Below are 18,732 nucleotides of genomic sequence, written 5' to 3'. Positions count from 1 at the left end.
CCTGAAGGCCCCGGCCTGTTCGGAGAGGCGGCCCCGGCGCCGGCTTCGGCCCCGCTGGTGGCCCCGCCCGCCGATGCCCCGGCGACGCCCTATCGCGTCCTCGCCCGCAAATACCGCCCGCAGAGCTTCGCCGACCTGATCGGCCAGGATGCGCTGGTGCGGACGCTGAAGAACGCCTTCGCGCAGAACCGGGTGGCGCATGCCTTCATGCTCACCGGCGTGCGCGGCGTGGGCAAGACGACCACCGCCCGCATCATCGCCCGCGCGCTGAACTGCGTCGGTCCCGATGGCCAGGGCGGCCCGACCGCCGAGCCCTGCGGCGTCTGCGCCGAATGCCAGGCGATCCTGGCCGACCGGCATCCGGACGTGCTGGAGCTCGACGCCGCCTCCAACAACGGCGTCGACAATATCCGCGAGCTGCGCGAGGCGGTGCGCTACCGCCCGGCCCGCGCCCGCTTCAAGGTCTATATCCTCGACGAAGTGCACATGCTGTCGACGGCGGCGTTCAATGCGCTGCTGAAGACGCTGGAGGAGCCGCCGCCGCAGGTGAAGTTCCTCTTCGCCACGACCGAGATCCGGAAGGTGCCCGCGACCATCCTGTCGCGCTGCCAGCGCTTCGACCTGAAGCGCGTGCCGCAGGAGCAGCTGCGCGCCCATTTCGCCCGGATCGCGGCGGCGGAAGCGGTGCCGGCCTCGGACGCCGCGCTGGCCATGATCGCGCGCGCCGCCGACGGCTCGGTGCGCGACGGGCTGTCGCTGCTGGACCAGGCCATCGCCCAGACCGCCGGCAGCCCCGAGGGCGTCGAGGCCGGGCTGGTCCGCGACATGCTGGGCCTGGCCGACCGTTCTCTTCTTTTCGACCTGCTCGAGGCGGCTTTCCGCGGCGACATCCCAGCCGTGCTGGCGGCGATGGATGGCGGGCATGAGCGCGGCGCCGACCCCGGCGTGGTGCTGGCCGACCTGCTGGAGCTGACCCATACCCTGACCCGGCTGCGCGCCGTGCCCGCCCTGCGCCAGGACCCTTCCCTGCCAGAGCAGGAGCGGGTGCGCGGCACGGGCCTGGCCGAGAAGCTGACCATCCCGGTGCTGGGCCGCGCCTGGCAGGTGCTGCTGAAGGGCATTTCCGAGGTGGCCGAGGCCCCCGACCGCCGCGCCGCGGCCGAGATGGTGCTGATCCGCCTGGCGCATCTGGCCGAGATGCCGACCCCGGGCGAGCTGGTGAAGCGCCTGGCCGAGAACGGCGCCAGCCTGACGGCACCCCCTGCCGCGCCCTCCGGCGGTGGCGGCGGCAGCCGGGCGATGGCCGGCGGCGGCGCCACGGCCCTGCTGGCGGCCAGCCCCGCTCCTGCGGCCGTCGCCCAGCCGCGCAATTTCCGCGAGGTGGTGGCGCTCGCCTCCGGCCGGGCGCCGATGGTGCATGCGCATCTGCTGCACTCGACCCATCTGGTCGCCTTCGCTCCCGGCCGCATCGAGATGCGCCAGACCGCCGCCGCCCCGCGCGACCTGGCGGCGCAGCTGGCCGCCCTGCTGCTGGAGCAGACCGGCAGCCGCTGGACCATTTCCCTCTCCAATGCCGAGGGCGAGCCGACCATCGCCCAGCAGCGCAGCCACGTCGCCAGCGAGCGGCTGGAGATCGCCCGCGCCCATCCCATGGTGCAGGCGATCCTGCTGGCCTTCCCCGGCGCCCAGGTCGAGGCGCTGCGCGACGACAGCCTGGACGCCTATGGCCTGCCGCCGGCGCCCGAGGCGGCGGAAGGCGCCGACGTGCCGGATGAAACTCTGATCGACGGGCCGGACTTCGCTCCGCTGGACGCCGAATTCGCCGATCTCGACGACCTCGACCCGTAAGTTTCCCCTCAAGTCTCCCGCGGAGGACCCATGAAGAACCTTGCCTCGATGATGAAGCAGGCCCAGCAGATGCAGTCCAAGATGGCCGAGATGCAGGCCAAGCTGGACGCCATGACGGTCGACGGCGCCGCCGGCGGCGGCATGGTGAAGGTGACGCTGTCCGGCAAGGGCGACCTGAAGAAGCTGACCATCGACCCCTCCCTGGTCGACCCGGAGGAGCGCGAGGTCCTCGAGGACCTGATCGTCGCCGCCCATGCCGATGCCAAGCAGAAGGTCGAGGCCATGATGGCCGAGGAGATGCAGAAGGCGACGGCCGGGCTGAACATCCCGGGGATGGGCGGCGGGCTCGGCGGCTTCAAGCTGCCGTTCTGATCCCCCAGGGCCGATCCCCCCTGATGCGCGGTCCCGATCAGGTCGAGCGCCTGGTGGCGATGCTGGCGCGGCTGCCCGGCCTTGGCCGGCGCAGCGCCCGGCGGGCCGCGCTGAAGCTGCTGCAGGATCCCGGCGGGCTGATGCTGCCGCTGGCCCAGGCGCTGCACGACACGGCCGAATCGGTGCGGCCCTGCCGGATCTGCGGCAACCTCGACACCGAGGACCCCTGCCGCATCTGCGCCGACCCGCATCGCGACCAGGAGATCGTCTGCGTCGTCGAAGGCGTCGCCGACCTCTGGGCGCTGGAACGCGCCCATGTGCATCGCGGGCTGTACCATGTGCTGGGCGGCGTGCTGGCGGCGCTGTCCGGCGTCGGACCGGAAGACCTGCGCATCGAGCCGCTGCTGGAACGCGTCGCCGCCGGCGAGATCCGCGAGGTGATCCTGGCGCTGCCGGCCACCGTCGACGGCGCCACGACCGCGCATTACCTGGCGGACCGGCTGGCGGCCTCGGGAGTCAGCGTCACCCAGCTGGCCCAGGGCGTGCCGATGGGTGGGGCGCTGGATGTCATGGATGACGGGACGCTGGCGGCGGCGCTCAAGGCGCGGCGGCCGGCCTGAAGCAAGCAAGGAAGCGCCGGGGGCATTGAATGCCCCCGGACCCCCACATCTGTTCAGCCGCGCTGGTGGCGCGCCCGCGCGTCCAGCACCTCATAGGCCGCCCGCACCGCATCCGCGCCATAGTCCCGCTCCAGCCGGCGGACGCAGAAATGCGCGCGGGCCAGGCTGCGGAAATGCTCCAGGAAGGCCAGGTTCACCGCGGCCCCTGCCGCCGCGCCGATCACCGGCGCCGCCTGGGCGCCCAGCTTCAGCAGCACCGGCCCGGTGAAGCGGGCGGCAATCGCCGCGATGAAGCCCGGCAGCAGGTTCGCTCCCATCGTCGGCAGGAACTGGGCCAGCGCCAGGCGGGTGGCGAAATAGCCCGTCTCGGTCGCGTCGTCGGCGGGCGTGTTGCCGCTGAGCGCGAAGACCTTCAGGCATTCGGCGCCGGTCTCCGGCCGGGTCGGGTCCTCGCCGGCGGCCGCCGCCTCGGCGCCGATCTGGCGCAGCAGCAGGGTGGTGGAGACCGGCAGCTCGACCAGCGTGCCGGCCAGGCCGAAGGCACCGCCGGCAGCACCACTGGCCGCCGCCAGCCCGCGATGCAGCCAGTCGGAGGAAACCCCCGGCAGGCTGCGCGCCGGCTCGCTGCGCATGGCGGCCGACAGCGCCTTGGCCAGCGCCGTCTTCACCGCACTGTCCACCATGCCCTGGGCAACGCCGGGCAGGCGGCGGCGCAGCGCCTCGATCGGCGTCCCCGCCATGCCCGCCAGCCGCGCCGCCAGCGAGCTCTCCTCCAGCACCCGGCGCGCCTCGGCGAGCTGGGCCTCGGCTTCGGCCGGCAGAGGCAGGGTGGCCGGCAGGGTGGCGGGAAGGCTGTCGCTCATGGCGCGGCGGGCTCCGGGTTACAGGATGAAGCGGCTGAGATCGGCGCTGGCGGCGAGCGGCGCCACCTTCTCCTTCACATAGGCCGCATCGACCTTCACGGTTTCACCCTGCCGGTCGCTGGCGGTGAAGGAGATCTCTTCCAGCAGCTTCTCCAGCACCGTCGCCAGGCGGCGGGCGCCGATATTCTCGACCCGGGCGTTGATGTCGGCGGCCAGGTCCGCCACCGCGTCGATCGCATCCTCGGTCAGCTCCAGGGTGATCCCCTCGGTGCCCAGCAGCGCGACATACTGCTTCGACAGCGAATGCTCGGGCTCGGTCAGGATGCGGCGGAAGTCGTCGCGGGTCAGCGCGCCCAGCTCGACGCGGATCGGCAGGCGGCCCTGCAGCTCCGGCAGCAGGTCGGCGGGCTTGGCGATGTGGAAGGCGCCGGACGCCACGAACAGGATATGGTCGGTCTTCACCGGCCCATGCTTGGTGGCGACCGTCGTGCCCTCGATCAGCGGCAGCAGGTCGCGCTGCACGCCCTCGCGCGAGACGTCGCCGCCGCGGCCGCCGCCATCCGTCGAGCGGGCGCAGACCTTGTCGATCTCGTCGATGAAGACGATGCCGTGATTCTCGGCGTGCGCGACGGCGTCGCGGGTCAGCTTCTCCTGGTCGAGCAGCCGGTCGGCCTCGTCCTGGGTCAGCGCGATGCGGGCCTCGGCGACGGTCAGCTTGCGCGGCCGCGCCTGGCGGCCGAACATCTTGCCCATCATCTCCTGGATGCCGGCCATCTGCTGCGGCGGCATCCCCGGCACCTCCATCCCGGCGGCGGGGCTGGCGGGCTCGGCCACCTGCACCTCGACCTCCTTCGATTCCAGGCTGCCCTCGCGCAGCATGCGGCGGAACTTCATCCGGGTCTCCCCGGAGGCGCCCTCGCCGACCAGCGCCGTCACCAGCCGCTCCTCGGCCGCCAGCTCCGCCTTCGCCTGGACGGCCTTGCGGGAGGATTCACGCAGGCGGGTGATGGAAATCTCCACCAGGTCGCGGATGATGCTGTCGACGTCGCGGCCGACATAGCCGACCTCGGTGAACTTGGTCGCCTCGACCTTGATGAAGGGGGCGTCGGCCAGCTTGGCCAGGCGGCGGGCGATCTCGGTCTTGCCGCAGCCGGTCGGGCCGATCATCAGGATGTTCTTCGGCACCACCTCCTCGCGCATCGCCTCGGGCAGCTGCTGGCGGCGCCAGCGGTTGCGCAGCGCGATGGCGACCGCCCGCTTGGCGTCGTTCTGGCCGATGATGAAGCGGTCGAGCTCGGAGACGATCTCGCGCGGCGAGAGGTTCACAGCCTCGGTGGTCAGGGTCTCGGACATGGGTCAGAGCGTCTCCAGCACGTAGCGGCCATTGGTGTAGACACAGATGCCGGCGGCGATGCCCATGGCCTTCTTGGCGATCTCCTCGGCGGAGATGCCCTCGATGTCGATCAGCGCGCGGGCGGCGGCGAGCGCGTAGTTGCCGCCCGAGCCGATGCCGATGATGGAATCCTCCGATTCCAGCACGTCGCCATTGCCGGTGATCAGCAGCGAGCGGTCCTTGTCGGCGACCGCCAGCAGCGCCTCCAGCCGGCGCAGGTAGCGGTCGGTGCGCCAGTCCTTGGCCAGCTCGACGGCGGCGCGCTCGAGCTGGTCGGGGAAGCGCTCCAGCTTGGCTTCCAGCCGCTCCAGCAGCGTGAAGGCGTCGGCGGTGGCGCCGGCGAAGCCGGTCAGCACCTTGCCGTTGGCGATGCGGCGCACCTTGCGCGCATTGCCCTTCACCACGGTCTGCCCGAGGCTGACCTGGCCATCGCCGGCCATGGCGACCTTCCCATCCTTGCGGACGCAGAGGATGGTCGTGCCGTGCCAGCCGATCGGATCGTGCGATGAGACGTTCATGCCGAGGCAGATGGCATCGGCCAGGCGCCGCAGCAAGCGGGGGGCGGCCCGACGCTGCCTGTCACGTCTCCGCTGGTTCACCTTCCGCTAAATTCCGCCTGGCGAAAAACCGCGCGACGCAGCGCCCCCTGGGCAAGCCGGGTCGCCCGGTCTAATCAGGCGCCATGCAGCCCGCGCCCCGCATCGTCGAGATCACCCGCGCCACCAGCGAGACCGATATCCGCCTGCGCCTGGACCTTGATGCCGGTCCCGAGGCCGGCGCCGGCAGGATCGCCACGGGAATCGGCTTCCTCGACCACATGCTGACCGCGCTGGCCCGGCATGGCATGCTCGGCCTCGCGGTCGAGGCCAAGGGCGACCTGCATATCGATTTCCACCACACCACCGAGGATGTGGGCATCGTGCTCGGCCAGGCGGTGAAGCAGGCGCTGGGCGAGAAGCGCGGCATCCGCCGCTACGGCCATGCCGTGGTGCCGATGGACGAGGCGCTGGCCGAGGCCGCCATCGACATTTCCGGCCGCCCCTTCCTGGCCTGGAGCGTGACCTTCCCGCGCGACAAGGTCGGCGAGATGGACACCGAGCTGTTCGAGGAATTCTTCCGCGCCTTCGCGATGAACAGCGGCATCACGCTGCATGTCATCCAGCGCGCCGGCACCAATGCCCACCACATCGCCGAGGGCGTCTTCAAGGCCGTGGCCCGCGCACTGCGCCAGGCGGTCGAGCCCGATCCGCGCGCGGCGGGGGTGATCCCCTCGACCAAGGGCGTGCTGGAGGGGTGATGCGCGGCTGGACCGTCCACCTGCCGGCCGGGATGGCCGCCATGTCGCCGCGCGCCTCGGTGCCGGCGACGGGGGCGGCGCGCTCCCGCCCGCCGGCGGGTCCGGGCCTGGCCCTGGTGCCGGAAGGGTTTTCGTTCAGCGCCTTCCTGTTCGGCCCGCTCTGGCTGCTGCGGCACGGGCAATGGCTGGCCGTCCTCCTGTGGCTGGCTGTCGCCGTGCTGCTGGCGCTGCTGCTGCCGGAGGCGCTGCGCGACCTCGGCCTCGGGCTGCTGGCGCTGCTGACCGGGCTGCAGGCGCAGGACATCCGGCGCTGGACGCTGGCGCGGCAGGGCCGGCCGGTGGCCGGCGTCGTGCTGGCGCGCGATGCGGATGCCGCCCTGGCCCGCGCGCTGGAAGGCCGTCCGGACTGGGCGGCGGCGGAATGTGGCAGCCTGCAGGGGAAGCCGGCATGAAGGTTGCGGTGGTCGATCCGGGTTCGGGCAACCTGGCCTCGGTGCTGCGGGCGCTGACCCGCGCAGCCTCGGATGCCGGCGTCGATGCCGAGATCACGGTGGAGACCCGGGCCGAGGCGGTGGCGGGTGCCGACCGCATCGTCATGCCGGGCCAGGGGGCGTTTGCCGCCTGCCGCCGCGGGCTGGACGCCATGCCCGGCATGATCGAGGCGGTCGAGGACGCCGCGATCCGCCGCGCCGTGCCGTTCCTGGGGATCTGCGTCGGCATGCAGCTGATGGCCGGGCGCGGGCTGGAGCATGGGGTGACCCCGGGCCTCGGCTGGATCCAGGGCGACATCGCGCCGATGGACCCGCAGGACCCTGCCGGAAAGCCGCTGCCGCTGCCGCAGATGGGCTGGAACGCGCTCGACTTCACGCCGGGCCACCCGCTGATGGCGGGCGTGGCGCCCGGCGACCACGCCTATTTCGTGCATTCCTACGCCCTGTCCGGCGGCCGGCCGGGCGAGACGCTGGCGACCACCGACTATGGCGGGCCGGTCGCCGCGATCATCGGCCGCGACAACCTGTTCGGCACCCAGTTCCATGTCGAGAAGAGCCAGTTCACCGGCCTCCGCATGCTGGCCAACTTCATGACCTGGCGCCCCTGACCATGCCCACTGCCCAGCACGCCCTGCAGGTCGAGCGCGCCGAGACCCTCGACGACGCCGAGCTCGCCGATCTCTGCGAGGCGACGGATGCGGCCATCATCGAGGGCGGCGGCTTCGGCTGGGTCGACCCGCAGGGGCGCGAGGCGCTGGCCCGGCATTTCCGCGGCGTGCTGCTGGTGCCGGCCTGCGAGCTCTTCGTGGCCCGCCTCGACGGGGTGCCGGTGGGCTCGGCCCAGCTGATCCGGCCGCCGCGCAACAACGAGGCGCAGGCCTTCGGCGCCCAGCTGACCCATGCCTATATCGCCCCCTATGCCCGCGGCCACGGCCTGGCGCGGCTGCTGGTGCAGCGGGTCGAGGAACGGGCGGCCGCACTCGGCCACCGGGTGCTGAACCTCGACGTGCGCGAGACCCAGGCGACCGCCATCGCCCTGTTCGAAAGCCTGGGCTACACGCGCTGGGGCACGCATCCGGCCTATGCCCGGGTGAAGGGCCGCACCGTCGCCGGCCACCACTACTACAAGCTGCTGGAGCCGCCGCACGGCCGCACGCTGGACCTGCGCCGGCCCGCTTGAGGCTTCCTGCCTGAGTCCTCCGGCTTAAGTCTTTTTGGCGAATAGTGTGTCGGCCGGTAACGGCCGTCCGTGGTTTCGCGCGCCGAGCCTCAACAAGACCGCGGCAGCCGCGAAGAAGCCCCGCAAGAAAGGTTGTCGCCATGGGGGGGATGCCGCCATCTTAGGGGCATGCGCCGTCGCGACCTGCTCTCCTCCGGTTTCCTCCTCGCCACGGGCGCGGCCATGCCGCGCGCCTTCGCGCAAGCCCCGGCGGCTGGCACGCCCCCTGGCACGCCCCCTGGCACGCCTCCAGCGGCGGCGCCCGCCGCCGAGGCCGCGCCGCCGCCGCGCCGCGCCCATGCGCTGTCGCTGCTGGGCGAGCCCGCCTTGCCGGCCGACTTCACCCACTGGCCCTGGGTCAACCCCACGGCGCCCAAGGGCGGCCAGCTGGTGCTGTCCACCGTCGGCAGCTTCGACAGCTTCAACCCCTTCATCCTGCGCGGGGCGCCGGCGGCCGGCAGCAGCACGCTGATCTACGACGCGCTGATGGTGCCCAGCAGCGACGAGGCCAGCTGCGAATACGCCCATCTCGCCCAGGCGGTGGAGCTGCCGCGCGACAACCGCGGCGTCACCTTCATCCTGAACCCGGCGGCGAAGTGGCATGACGGCAGGCCGGTCACCGCCGCCGACGTGGTCTGGAGCTTCGAGACGCTGCGCGACAAGGGCCGCCCCTTCTACCGCGCCTATTGGGGCGACGTGTCGGAGGTGGTGGCCGAGGACGAGCGCCGCGTCACCTTCCGCTTCAAGACCGCCGACAACCGCGAGCTGGCGCAGATCCTGGGCCAGCTGACCGTGCTGCCGAAGCACTGGTGGGAAGGGCGCGACTTCTCGGCGCCGCTGCTGACGCCGCCGCTGGGCTCGGGGCCGTATAAGCTCGAGGCCTTCGAGGCCGGGCGCAGCGTCACCTACCGCCGGGTGGCGGATTACTGGGGACGCGACCTGCCGACCCGCAAGGGCACCAGCAACTACGACGTCATGCGCTACGAGTATTTCCGCGACGCGACCGTGGCGCTGGAGGCCTTCAAGGCCGGGCAGATCGACTTCCGCTCGGAGAACGTGGCCAAGGAATGGGCCACAGCCTACGACTTCCCCGCGCTGCGCCGCGGCCTGGTGAAGAAGGAAGAAATCCGCCACGAGCTGCCGACCGGCATGCAGGGCTTCTTCATGAACCTGCGCCGGCCGCAGTTCCAGGACCGTAAGGTGCGCGAGGCGCTGGGGCTGGTCTTCGACTTCGAATGGATGAACGCCAACCTGTTCTACGGCAGCTACACGCGGACCAGCTCCTACTTCTCGAATTCCGAGCTGGCCTCCAGCGGCCTGCCTTCGGAAGGCGAGCTGATGGTGCTCTCGGCCTTCCGCGGCCGGGTGCCGGAGGAGCTGTTCACCACCGAGTTCCGGGTGCCGACCTCGGATGGCAGCAACGCCAACCGGGAGAATGCGCGGCGCGCGCTGGCGCTGCTGAAGGAGGCCGGCTGGACGGTGAAGGACCGCCGGCTGCAGAACGAGAAGGGCGAGGCCTTCAGCTTCGAGATCCTGCTGGAGGGGCCGACCTTCGAGCGGGTCGGGCTGCCCTATATCCAGGCGCTGCAGCGGCTCGGCATCGAGGCGCGGCTGCGCACCGTCGACCCGGCGCAGTACCAGGTGCGGATGGACGCCTTCGACTACGACATGACGATCGACGTGATCGGCCAGTCGCTGTCGCCGGGCAACGAGCAGCGCGACTACTGGGATTCGGCCGAGGCGAAGAAGCCGGGCAGCCGCAACCGCATCGGCATCGCCGATCCGGTGGTCGACGCGCTGGTCGAGCTGGTGGTGGCGGCCCCCGACCGGCAGGCGCTGATCGACCGGACGCGGGCGCTGGACCGGGTGCTGCTCTGGGGCTTCTACGTCATCCCGCACTGGCACAGCCGGGTGTTCCGCGCCGCCTGGTGGGACAAGTTCGGCCGGCCGGAGCGCAACCCGCGCTATGCCCTGGCGCTTGATTCCTGGTGGGTGGACGCGGCCCGCGACAAGGCGCTGCCGGCCGACCGCAGCCAGGCGGGCTGACGGGGCTGATGCAGGTCGGGCTGGCGCGGCGGGAGGGCTGAGGCTTTGGGCGCCTATCTGCTGCGGCGCCTGGCGCTGCTGGTGCCGACGCTGTTCGGCATCATCCTGATCAACTTCCTGATCGTGCAGGCGGCGCCGGGCGGGCCGGTGCAGCAGGCGCTGGCCGAGATGCGCGGCCAGGGCGGCAGCACCATCGGCCGGCTGACCGGCGAGAGCCAGGGCGAGATCCGCTCGGCCGCCGGCAGCGGCGGCGAGGGCGGCAACACCTATGCGGGCGCGCGCGGCATGGACCCGGCGGTGGTGCGCGAGATCGAGCGGCAGTTCGGCTTCGACCGCCCGCCGGCCGAGCGCTTCCTGAAGATGCTGAAGGGCTACGTCACCTTCGACTTCGGCGAGAGCCTGTTCCGCGGCCGCCGCGTCATCGACCTGATCTGGGAGAAGCTGCCGGTCTCGATCAGCCTCGGGCTCTGGTCGACGCTGATCATCTACCTGATCTCGATCCCCCTCGGCATCCGCAAGGCGGTGCGCGACGGCAGCCGCTTTGATGTCTGGAGCTCCGCCCTGGTGCTGGTGGGCTATGCCATCCCGGGCTTCCTCTTCGCCATCCTGCTGGTGGTGCTCTTCGCCGGCGGCTCCTTCCTGCAGGTCTTCCCGCTGCGCGGCCTCGCCTCCTCCGGCGCCTCGGAATGGCCGTGGTTGCGGCAGGTCGCGGACTATGCCTGGCACATGGTGCTGCCGACGACGGCGATGGTGGTGGGCGGCTTCGCCTCGCTGACCATGCTGACCAAGAATTCCTTCATGGACGAGATCGGCAAGCAATACGTGCTGACCGCGCGGGCCAAGGGCGCCGGCGAAGGCCGGGTGCTGTACCGCCACGTCTTCCGCAACGCGATGCTGCTGATCATCGCCGGCTTCCCCGCGGCCTTCATCAGCATCTTCTTCACCGGCTCGCTGCTGGTGGAGATCGTCTTCACCCTGGACGGGCTGGGGCAGCTGGGCTTCGACGCGGCGATCCGCCGCGACTATCCGCTGATGTTCGGCACGCTCTACATCTTCACCCTGCTGGGGCTGGTCATGCAGATCGTCGGCGACGTCACCTACACGCTGGTCGATCCGCGGATCGACTTCGAGGCGCAGCGATGAGCCCGATCACCCGGCGCAGGCTGGCCAATTTCCGCGCCAACCGGCGCGGCTGGTGGTCGATGTGGATCTTCCTGGCGCTGTTCCTGGTGACGCTGGTCGCCGAGCTGGTGGCCAACGACCAGCCGCTGCTGGCCAAGGTCGAGGGCCGCTGGTACGTCCCCGTCGCCGTCGAATATGCCGAGAGCGACATCATCCCCGACGGCTTCCCCACCGCCGCCGTCTGGCGCGACCCCGCCCTGCTGGAGGAGATCCAGGCCAAGGGCGGCTGGGTGGTCTGGCCGCCGCTGCCCTTCCGCTACGACACCATCATCAAGGACCTCGGCCGTCCCTCGCCGGCGCCGCCCTCCTGGCGCAACCCGCTGGGCACCGACGACCAGTCGCGCGACGTGCTGGCGCGGGTGATCTACGGCTTCCGCATCTCGGTGCTGTTCGGCTTCGCGCTGACGCTGACGGCCTCGGTCATCGGCGTCGCGGCAGGGGCGGTGCAGGGCTATTACGGCGGCTGGATCGACCTGGTGTTCCAGCGCTTCATCGAGATCTGGTCGGGCATGCCGCAGCTGTTCCTGCTGATCATCCTGTCGGCGATGCTGGCGCCCGGCTTCTGGACGCTGCTCGGTTTTCTTCTGCTTTTCTCCTGGATGGCACTCACCGGCGTCGTGCGCGCCGAGTTCCTGCGCGGCCGCAACCTGGATTACGTGCGGGCCGCCAAGGCGCTGGGTGTGTCGGATGCTTCGGTGATGGTGCGCCACATCCTGCCCAATGCCATGGTCGCCACGCTGACCTTCCTGCCCTTCCTGCTGTCCGGCAGCGTCACCGTGTTGGCGAGCCTGGACTTCCTGGGCTTCGGCCTGCCGCCGGGGTCGCCGTCCCTGGGCGAGCTTGTCACGCAGGGCAAGAACAACCTGCAGGCGCCCTGGCTGGGTTTCTCGGCCTTTTTCGTGCTGGGTGGCGTGCTGACCTTGCTGATTTTCGTGGGCGAGGCGGTGCGTGACGCCTTCGACCCCCGCAAGCTGCCTGGGGGTGGAGCATGACGTCGCTTTCTGATGGCGGGGCCCGGGGGGACACTGTCCTCCCGGCGGGGTCCAGGGGCAGCGCCCCTGGTGCTTTGCTGTCCGTCGCTGGCCTGGGTGTCGCGTTCCGCGGCCGGTCGGTGGTCGAGGATGTGTCGTTCGACGTGTTCCCGGGCGAGACGGTCGCGCTGGTCGGCGAGAGCGGCTCGGGGAAGAGCGTCACCGCGCTGTCCTGCCTGAGGCTGCTCCCTGCCGCCGGCGCCAACCCGTCCGGCCATGTCGTGCTGGACGGGGTCGATGTGCTTCAAGCCTCGCCGGCCGAGCTACAGCGGCTGCGCGGCGGCGTCGCCGGCATGGTATTCCAGGAGCCGATGACCAGCCTGAACCCGCTGCACACGGTGGGGCGGCAGGTGTCGGAGGCGATCCAGCTGCACCGCCCGCTGCGCGGCGCGGCACTTCGCGCCCGGGTGATCGAGCTGCTGGAGCGGGCCGGGCTGCCGGATCCGGCGCATCGGCTGGACGCCTTCCCGCACCAGCTGTCGGGCGGGCAGCGGCAGCGGGTGATGATCGCCGCGGCCCTGGCCAACGACCCGAAGATCCTGATCGCGGACGAGCCGACCACGGCGCTGGACGTCACCATCCAGGCGCAGATCCTGGCGCTGCTGGCGGAGCTGAAGCAGCGGCTGGGGATGGCGCTGCTGCTGATCACCCATGACCTGTCGATCGTCCGCGCCCATGCCGACAAGGTGGTGGTGATGCGGCATGGCCGGGTGGTCGAGCAGGGGCCGGCAGCCGAGGTGCTGGTCAACCCGCAGCACGACTACACGAAGATGCTGCTGGCGACCGAGCCGCGCGGGCAGCCGGCGCCGGTGGCGGCGGGCGCGCCGGTGCTGCTGCAGGCCAGCCAGGTCAATGTCGAGTTCCCGATCCGCCGCGGGCTGCTGCGCCGCCAGGTCGGCGCCATCCAGGCCTGCCGCGACATCTCCTTCGACCTGCGCGAAGGGGAAACGCTGGGGCTGGTCGGCGAAAGCGGCTCGGGCAAGACGACGCTGGGGCTGGCGCTGCTGCAGCTGGAGAAGAGCACCGGCGGCATCACCTTCGAGGGCAGGCCGATCCAGGGGCTGACGCGGCAGGCGCTGCAGCCGCTGCGGGCGCGGATGCAGATCGTGTTCCAGGACCCCTATGGCTCGCTGTCGCCGCGGATGAGCGTGGCCGAGATCGTCGGCGAGGGCCTGGCGGTGCATGCCCGCGACGTCTCGCGCGCCGAGCGGCAGAAGCGGGTGGCGGCGGCGCTGGCGGAGGTCGGTCTCGACCCCGGCACGGCCGAGCGCTACCCGCACGAGTTCAGCGGCGGGCAGCGGCAGCGCATCGCCATCGCCCGCGCCCTGGTGCTGCAGCCGCGGCTGCTGGTGCTGGACGAGCCGACCAGCGCGCTGGATGTCTCGGTGCAGGCGCAGGTGGTGGAGCTGCTGCGGGATTTGCAGGCGCGGCACCGGCTGGCCTATCTGTTCATCAGCCATGACCTCCGGGTGGTGCGCGCGATGGCGCACCGGATCATGGTGCTGAAAGGCGGCCAGGTGGTGGAGGAAGGGGAGGCGACGGCGGTGCTGTCCAATCCCCAGGCCCCCTATACCAAGGCGCTGATGCGCGCCGCCTTCAACCCCGGCGGCGAGGGGAGTGAGACAAGCGCCGCATGAGCGAAGAGTTCGAGACGCTGAAGGAGCTGGTCCGGCAGGACCGGATCAAGCTCGGCGTGCATATCCGAAAGATGAACACGCCCGGCTCGCCGGTGTACCGCCCGGTGGAGACGCTGTGGATGCCGGTGCTGATCCTGGTGATCAGCTTCCTGGGCGCCCGCATCGTCAACATCCATATCGGCGCGCTGCTGCTGGTGGCGGGCATCGCCTATTGGCTGTGGAAGGTGCAGCCGAAGGTGAAGGACGGCGTCTTCGCCCGCACCACCGAGCTCGCCTTCTCGGATGAGCGACTGTTCGACGGGCTCTGGGCCAAGGGGGCGCTGACCCTCTATGCGACGCTGCCGGACGGCACGCCGAAGGCGGCCACCCGCAAGCACAGCTGGCGCGACTTCGCCCGCGAGATCGAAGCGGCCTATTAGCGTGATGGCTTGAGGTGGACTCACCGAAAAGCCTGAATCACGCGATCAAACAAAGTTCTAGAGCCGCTTCAGCCAGGCGAGCACCCGCCCGGCGACGGCGGGCCAGCCCGGCTCCAGCATCATCAGGTGGCCGAGCTCGGCGAAGAATTCGACGCCCGGCGCGCCATGCCAGAAGGCGCAGCGCTCCACCGCGTCGGAGGGGATCAGCCGGTCCTGGCCGGCGCCCAGCACCAGCACCGGGCGGCGGTGCAGCCAGCCATAGGGCACCGGCTGCGGCGCCTGCGCCTCCCACAGCGCGGTCGGGCTTTCGCCGCCCATGCGGGCGATGCAGCGGCGCGCCGCCTCCGCCGGCATGGCCGCGCCGAACAGGCTGCCGGCCAGCTCCGGCGGCGCGCTGCCGGGGGGCGCGTCCAGGCGGGCGGCCTCGGCGAAAAGGGTCGGATCGGCGAAGGCCAGCCGGGCGGCGGTGAACCACAGCCCTTCCGGCGGCACCGGGCAGAGCAGGGCGGCGGCGGTGAGCTGCGGCTCCAGCAGCAGGCGCTGCGCCACCAGCGCGCCGAGCGAATGGCCGATCGCCACCACCGGCCCCTCGATCTCCGACAGGGCGGCGCGGGCCTGGGACACGTAGTCGCCGAGCCCGGCATCGCGCCCCTGCGCTTGGCGGGTGAAGTCCAGCACCTCCACGGGATAGCCGGCGTCCTGGAAGGCACCGGAAAAGGCATCCCAGACCCAGCCGCCGCAGCCGGCGCCGTGCAGCAGCAGCAGGGTCGGGCTGCCGGCGGCGGCGCGGCGCGACAGGTGAGGGCGGCTCAGCGGACCCTCGGGGGTCATGCCGCGGCCTCGCCGGGCATGCGGGCGCGCAGCACGTCGACGGTGGCCTGGGCGGTGGAGGCCGGCACGCCCAGCCGCTGCATCGCGAAATCGGCCATGCCGAGCGCCACCTCGCGCTCGCCCATGACGGCCAGGCCGACGCCGCCTTCCTGGCGCAGCCAGGCGATCTCGTCGTCGTCATGGGTGCGCACCGCGACCTCGATGGTGGGGTTCACCGCGCGCACCAGCGCCATGACCTGGCGCGCCTCGTAGGCGCCGGGCAGCGCCAGGATGAGGAGCTTGGCCTGGCGCGGGCGGGCGGCGTTCAGCACCTCCTCCCGCGCGGCGTCGCCCCAGATCACCGGCAGGGCGTCGGCGCGGGCGCGGTCGGCGACGTGGCGGTCCTCCTCGACCAGGACCAGGGGCAGGTTGTGGCGGCGCAGGGCGGCGGCAATGGTGCTGCCGACGCGGCCATAGCCGACCAGGATGGCATGGCCCTGCAGCCCGGGCAGGGCGGCATGCGGGGCCGGGCGGCGGCCGGATTCGCGCCAGCGCGACAGGTGCGGCTGCCCGGCCAGGCCCTGCGCCGTCCAGCCGAAGGCGCGGAAGGTCAGCGGGGTGAGAAGGATCGTGCCGAAGGCGCCCATCAGGATCGGGCCGCGCACCTCGGCCGGCAGCATGCCCTGGCCAATCGCCAGTTCGGCCAGAACGAAAGAAAATTCGCCGATCTGCGCCATGGCGGCGGCGACCACGGCCGCCGTGGCGGGGGGGACGCGCAGCAGCAGGAGGAGCGCGAAGGTGGCCGCCCCGATGCCGAGCAGCACGACGACGACCGCGGCCGCGGAGGCCCAGGGCGCGGCCGCCAGATTGGCCGGATCGAGCAGCATGCCGACCGAGAAAAAGAAGATGGCGGCGAAGACGCGCTGCAGGGGGACGGTCTCGGCGGCGGCCTGGTGGCCCAGGTCGCTCTCGCCCAGCACCATGCCGGCGAAGAAGGCGCCGAGGGCGAAGGAGACATGGAACAGGATGGTCGCGGAAAACGCGACGCCCAGCGCCGCCACCACCACGGCCAGGGTGAACAGCTCGCGCGAGCCGGTGCGGGCGACGCGCCGCAGCGCCCAGGGCAGCACGCGGCGGCCGGCCAGCAGCATCACCGCCATGAAGGCCACCAGCTCGCCCACCGCGCGCAGCATGGACAAGCCCAGCCCCTCGGAGGAGCCGCTGGCCAGCGCCGGCAGCAGCACCAGCCCCAGCACCACCACCAGGTCCTGCACCACCAGCCAGCCCAGCGCCAGCCGCCCGGCCTCGCCGGAGAGGCGGCCGCGCTCCTCCAGCGCCCTTGTCGCGACGGCGGTGGAGGCGATGGAGAGCGCCAGGCCGAAGGCCAGCGCGCCGGGGCCGGACAGGCCGAGCAGCGCGATCCCCGCCAGCCCGCCCAGCGTGCCGCCGATGGCGACCTGGGCGAGGGCGCCCGGGAGTGCGACGCGCCACACCGCCAGCAGGTCCTCGGCGCGGAAATGCAGCCCGACGCCGAAGAGCAGCAGGCCGACGCCGACCTCGGCGAGCGTCGCGGTGAAGCCCAGATCGGCGGAGAAGCCCGGCGTGTGCGGCCCGACCAGCGCGCCGGCGACCAGGTAGCCCACCAGCGGCGGCAGCCGCAGCAGCCGCGCCGCCAGGCCGAAGACGAAGGACAGCGTCAGGGCCAGCACCAGGATGGCGAGGAGCGGGGGCGCATTGTGCATGGCAGGGGGCACCGGCAGGACTGAGCCGCCAGAGTAAGAGCGGGCTGCAACCAGCGATAGCCACTGGCGCTTACCGGGCGTTACGCGCCTCACCCTGGTGTGACCGCCCAGCTTGTCCCATCTGTCTGCCATCTCCACTCGGAGCTTCGCGCCGCAGCGTCCGAGGGTGTAAGGGGAGCCGGCCATGGCACCGAATGACCTCCGCGCCGACCGTCCTCTGGTCGGCGACCGCGCTCCTGCCTCCCAACCTGCCGGCCAGGAGCCCGCGGCGGCGCCGCCCGGTCGTCCGCCGCGCCCGCCGCGCAAGACCGGCAAGAAGGGTGGCGGTGGCGGCGGCAAGCGCGGCGGCGTCGGCCGCTTCATCGCGCGGCTGGCCGGCTTCGGCCTGGCGGTGGGCCTGGCCGGCATCGCGGTCGGCGGCATCGCCGGCTACGGCTTCTATCGCCAGGCGACGGCGGACCTGCCGGAGCATGCGTGGCTCGCCGACTACCAGCCGCCGCAGATGAGCCGCATCTACGCCGCCGATTCCAAGCTGATGGCCGAGCTCGCCCTGGAGCGCCGGGTCTTCGTGCCGATCGGCGCCATCCCCAAGCGCGTCCAGGCCGCCTTCACCGCCGCCGAGGACCAGCGCTTCTGGGACCACCACGGCGTCGACCCGATCGGCATCGCGCGGGCCACGCTGACCAATGTCGAGGCGCTGGCCTCCGGCCGCCGGGCGGGGGGTGCGTCCACCATCACCCAGCAGGTCGCCAAGAACATGCTGGTCGGCAACGACCGCACCATCATGCGCAAGGTGCGCGAGGCGATCCTGGCCTTCCGGCTGGAAAGCGCCATGCCGAAGGACCGCATCCTCGAGATCTACCTGAACGAGATCTTCCTCGGCGCCCAGGCCTATGGCGTCGCCTCGGCGGCGATGAACTACTTCAACAAGGGCCTGGACGAGCTGACCATCGGCGAGACCGCCTTCCTCGCCGCCCTGCCGAAGGCGCCCAACAACTACAACCCGAACCGCTACCCCGAGGCGGCCAAGGCCCGCCGCGACTGGGTGGTGGACCGCATGGCCGAGGATGGCGCCATCACCCGCGCCGAGGCCGAGGCCGCCAAGCAGGAGCCGATCGTGGTGCGCGGCCGCGCCCGCCCCGACACGGTCGCCACCGGCCAGTATTTCACCGAGGAGGTGCGGCGCGAGCTGGTCGCCCGCTTCGGCCAGGACCAGACCACCATGGGCGGCCTCGTGGTCCGCACCAGCATGGAGCCCGGGCTGCAGGCCGCGACCGAGGCCGCGCTGCGCGACGGGCTTCTTTCATACGACCGCCGCCGCGGTGGTTGGCGTGGCGCCGTGACCAAGATCGCCACGGGTCCGACCGAATGGATGCCGGCGCTCGAGGCGGCGACCCGCCCGCCCGGTGCGCTGCCGGAGTGGAAGCTGGCCGTGGTGCTGGGCGTCGAGAACCGCGAGGCGCGCGTCGCCTGGGTCGAGCGCCCCGACCGCGCCACCCCGGCGCAGCCGCGCCAGGCGACGCTGCCCTTCGAGGACATGGCCTGGGCCCGCCCGGTCGGCCGCGACGGCCGCCTGGGCGCCGCGCCACGCCGGATGCAGGACGTGGTCGCCATCGGCGACGTGATCCTGGTCGAGCAGACCGCCGCCACCCCGGCCCAGGGCCGGCCCCGTATAAAGATCGCCGAACCCACGCGACTAGGGCTCAGCTCGTATGCCGGCTTCGGTGTGCCAAAAAAAAACGAAAACAGCAAGCGTGGCAAG

At 71.8% G+C, this 18,732-nt stretch carries 18 protein-coding genes; 13 read left to right on the top strand and 5 right to left on the bottom strand.

Annotated elements, in window-relative coordinates:
- The 3 genes from BKE38_RS13280 to recR form a co-directional block, all read left to right on the top strand.
- A partial coding sequence (locus BKE38_RS13280) for a DNA polymerase III subunit gamma/tau (RefSeq protein ID WP_076957792.1) occupies positions 1 to 1,848 on the top strand: 1,848 nt, incomplete at its 5' end.
- A gap of 30 nt (positions 1,849 to 1,878) precedes the next feature.
- Positions 1,879 to 2,220, top strand: a complete 342-nt coding sequence (locus BKE38_RS13275; RefSeq protein ID WP_076957791.1) for a YbaB/EbfC family nucleoid-associated protein — start codon at positions 1,879 to 1,881, stop codon at positions 2,218 to 2,220.
- Between the two features lie 23 nt (positions 2,221 to 2,243).
- Entirely contained in the window at positions 2,244 to 2,840 is a 597-nt protein-coding gene (gene recR / locus BKE38_RS13270) for a recombination mediator RecR (RefSeq protein WP_076957790.1), read from the top strand.
- 53 nt (positions 2,841 to 2,893) lie between these two features.
- Here recR and BKE38_RS13265 read toward each other — a convergent pair whose 3' ends face one another.
- Genes BKE38_RS13265 through hslV form a run of 3 tightly spaced genes read right to left on the bottom strand, consistent with a single transcriptional unit; the run spans position 2,894 to position 5,614 of the window.
- A complete protein-coding gene (locus BKE38_RS13265) occupies positions 2,894 to 3,703 on the bottom strand; it encodes an EcsC family protein (protein WP_083747525.1) in 810 nt (269 codons plus the stop codon).
- 18 nt (positions 3,704 to 3,721) lie between these two features.
- On the bottom strand, positions 3,722 to 5,056 hold the full coding sequence (hslU, locus tag BKE38_RS13260) for an ATP-dependent protease ATPase subunit HslU (protein WP_076957789.1): 1,335 nt from the start codon (positions 5,054 to 5,056) through the stop codon (positions 3,722 to 3,724).
- Between the two features lie 3 nt (positions 5,057 to 5,059).
- Complete coding sequence (hslV, locus tag BKE38_RS13255) at positions 5,060 to 5,614, bottom strand: ATP-dependent protease subunit HslV (RefSeq protein ID WP_076957793.1); 555 nt, start codon at positions 5,612 to 5,614, stop codon at positions 5,060 to 5,062.
- A 164-nt stretch (positions 5,615 to 5,778) separates the two neighbouring features.
- Here hslV and hisB point away from each other — a divergent pair, with 164 nt between their 5' ends.
- The 9 genes from hisB to BKE38_RS13210 all read left to right on the top strand — a co-directional run bounded on the left by hisB (position 5,779) and on the right by BKE38_RS13210 (position 14,418).
- Positions 5,779 to 6,393: an imidazoleglycerol-phosphate dehydratase HisB gene (hisB, locus tag BKE38_RS13250; protein ID WP_076957788.1), complete on the top strand. Its 615-nt coding sequence runs from the start codon at positions 5,779 to 5,781 to the stop codon at positions 6,391 to 6,393.
- Positions 6,393 to 6,845, top strand: a complete 453-nt coding sequence (locus BKE38_RS13245) for a DUF2628 domain-containing protein (protein ID WP_076957787.1) — start codon at positions 6,393 to 6,395, stop codon at positions 6,843 to 6,845. The genes hisB and BKE38_RS13245 overlap by 1 nt, the downstream gene beginning before the upstream one ends.
- Positions 6,842 to 7,492 (top strand): imidazole glycerol phosphate synthase subunit HisH, encoded by a 651-nt coding sequence (gene hisH / locus BKE38_RS13240; RefSeq protein ID WP_076957786.1) that lies wholly within the window; start codon positions 6,842 to 6,844, stop codon positions 7,490 to 7,492. The genes BKE38_RS13245 and hisH overlap by 4 nt, the downstream gene beginning before the upstream one ends.
- A gap of 2 nt (positions 7,493 to 7,494) precedes the next feature.
- The gene (locus BKE38_RS13235) at positions 7,495 to 8,064 is read left to right on the top strand and encodes a GNAT family N-acetyltransferase (RefSeq protein WP_076957785.1); all 570 of its coding nucleotides are present in this window, start codon (positions 7,495 to 7,497) and stop codon (positions 8,062 to 8,064) included.
- 168 nt (positions 8,065 to 8,232) lie between these two features.
- Positions 8,233 to 10,149 carry an extracellular solute-binding protein gene (locus BKE38_RS13230; protein WP_076957784.1) on the top strand — a complete coding sequence of 639 codons (1,917 nt, stop codon included), beginning with the start codon at positions 8,233 to 8,235 and terminating at the stop codon, positions 10,147 to 10,149.
- Between the two features lie 45 nt (positions 10,150 to 10,194).
- Positions 10,195 to 11,292 (top strand): microcin C ABC transporter permease YejB, encoded by a 1,098-nt coding sequence (locus BKE38_RS13225; protein WP_076957783.1) that lies wholly within the window; start codon positions 10,195 to 10,197, stop codon positions 11,290 to 11,292.
- Positions 11,289 to 12,323 (top strand): ABC transporter permease, encoded by a 1,035-nt coding sequence (locus BKE38_RS13220; protein WP_076957782.1) that lies wholly within the window; start codon positions 11,289 to 11,291, stop codon positions 12,321 to 12,323. The genes BKE38_RS13225 and BKE38_RS13220 overlap by 4 nt, the downstream gene beginning before the upstream one ends.
- A gap of 119 nt (positions 12,324 to 12,442) precedes the next feature.
- Complete coding sequence (locus BKE38_RS13215) at positions 12,443 to 13,999, top strand: ABC transporter ATP-binding protein (protein WP_420014326.1); 1,557 nt, start codon at positions 12,443 to 12,445, stop codon at positions 13,997 to 13,999.
- The gene (locus tag BKE38_RS13210; RefSeq protein WP_076957780.1) at positions 13,996 to 14,418 is read left to right on the top strand and encodes a hypothetical protein; all 423 of its coding nucleotides are present in this window, start codon (positions 13,996 to 13,998) and stop codon (positions 14,416 to 14,418) included. Before BKE38_RS13215 ends, BKE38_RS13210 begins: the two co-directional genes overlap by 4 nt.
- Positions 14,419 to 14,475: 57 nt before the next feature.
- Here BKE38_RS13210 and BKE38_RS13205 read toward each other — a convergent pair whose 3' ends face one another.
- Together BKE38_RS13205 and BKE38_RS13200 are read right to left on the bottom strand one after the other, a co-directional pair.
- Positions 14,476 to 15,249, bottom strand: coding sequence for an alpha/beta hydrolase (locus tag BKE38_RS13205; protein ID WP_076957779.1), 774 nt, complete (start codon positions 15,247 to 15,249; stop codon positions 14,476 to 14,478).
- Positions 15,246 to 16,970 (bottom strand): cation:proton antiporter domain-containing protein, encoded by a 1,725-nt coding sequence (locus tag BKE38_RS13200; RefSeq protein WP_076957778.1) that lies wholly within the window; start codon positions 16,968 to 16,970, stop codon positions 15,246 to 15,248. The genes BKE38_RS13205 and BKE38_RS13200 overlap by 4 nt, the downstream gene beginning before the upstream one ends.
- Positions 16,971 to 17,154: 184 nt before the next feature.
- On the opposite strand from BKE38_RS13200, the gene BKE38_RS13195 reads away from it, so the two are divergent.
- Positions 17,155 to 18,732, top strand: a 1,578-nt coding sequence (locus tag BKE38_RS13195; protein WP_207553560.1) for a transglycosylase domain-containing protein, incomplete at its 3' end; no start/stop codon positions are given.

It is taken from the genome of Teichococcus deserti (genome assembly GCF_001982615.1).
Taxonomy (GTDB): domain Bacteria; phylum Pseudomonadota; class Alphaproteobacteria; order Acetobacterales; family Acetobacteraceae; genus Pseudoroseomonas; species Pseudoroseomonas deserti.
The sequence above is the reverse complement of the archived record's forward strand: the minus strand, read 5'-3'. Positions and strand labels throughout refer to the sequence as shown.

What these genes read in the sequence shown, in the direction of transcription:
- BKE38_RS13235 (WP_076957785.1), top strand. Translation starts at nt 7,495, where the DNA reads ATGCCCACTGCCCAGCACGCCCTGCAGGTCGAGCGCGCCGAGACCCTC.
- BKE38_RS13220 (WP_076957782.1), top strand. Translation starts at nt 11,289, where the DNA reads ATGAGCCCGATCACCCGGCGCAGGCTGGCCAATTTCCGCGCCAACCGG.
- hisB (WP_076957788.1), top strand. Translation starts at nt 5,779, where the DNA reads ATGCAGCCCGCGCCCCGCATCGTCGAGATCACCCGCGCCACCAGCGAG.
- BKE38_RS13205 (WP_076957779.1), bottom strand. Translation starts at nt 15,249, where the DNA reads ATGACCCCCGAGGGTCCGCTGAGCCGCCCTCACCTGTCGCGCCGCGCC.
- hisH (WP_076957786.1), top strand. Translation starts at nt 6,842, where the DNA reads ATGAAGGTTGCGGTGGTCGATCCGGGTTCGGGCAACCTGGCCTCGGTG.
- BKE38_RS13245 (WP_076957787.1), top strand. Translation starts at nt 6,393, where the DNA reads ATGCGCGGCTGGACCGTCCACCTGCCGGCCGGGATGGCCGCCATGTCG.
- BKE38_RS13275 (WP_076957791.1), top strand. Translation starts at nt 1,879, where the DNA reads ATGAAGAACCTTGCCTCGATGATGAAGCAGGCCCAGCAGATGCAGTCC.
- BKE38_RS13210 (WP_076957780.1), top strand. Translation starts at nt 13,996, where the DNA reads ATGAGCGAAGAGTTCGAGACGCTGAAGGAGCTGGTCCGGCAGGACCGG.
- hslV (WP_076957793.1), bottom strand. Translation starts at nt 5,614, where the DNA reads ATGAACGTCTCATCGCACGATCCGATCGGCTGGCACGGCACGACCATC.
- recR (WP_076957790.1), top strand. Translation starts at nt 2,244, where the DNA reads ATGCGCGGTCCCGATCAGGTCGAGCGCCTGGTGGCGATGCTGGCGCGG.
- BKE38_RS13265 (WP_083747525.1), bottom strand. Translation starts at nt 3,703, where the DNA reads ATGAGCGACAGCCTTCCCGCCACCCTGCCGGCCACCCTGCCTCTGCCG.
- BKE38_RS13230 (WP_076957784.1), top strand. Translation starts at nt 8,233, where the DNA reads ATGCGCCGTCGCGACCTGCTCTCCTCCGGTTTCCTCCTCGCCACGGGC.
- BKE38_RS13200 (WP_076957778.1), bottom strand. Translation starts at nt 16,970, where the DNA reads ATGCACAATGCGCCCCCGCTCCTCGCCATCCTGGTGCTGGCCCTGACG.
- hslU (WP_076957789.1), bottom strand. Translation starts at nt 5,056, where the DNA reads ATGTCCGAGACCCTGACCACCGAGGCTGTGAACCTCTCGCCGCGCGAG.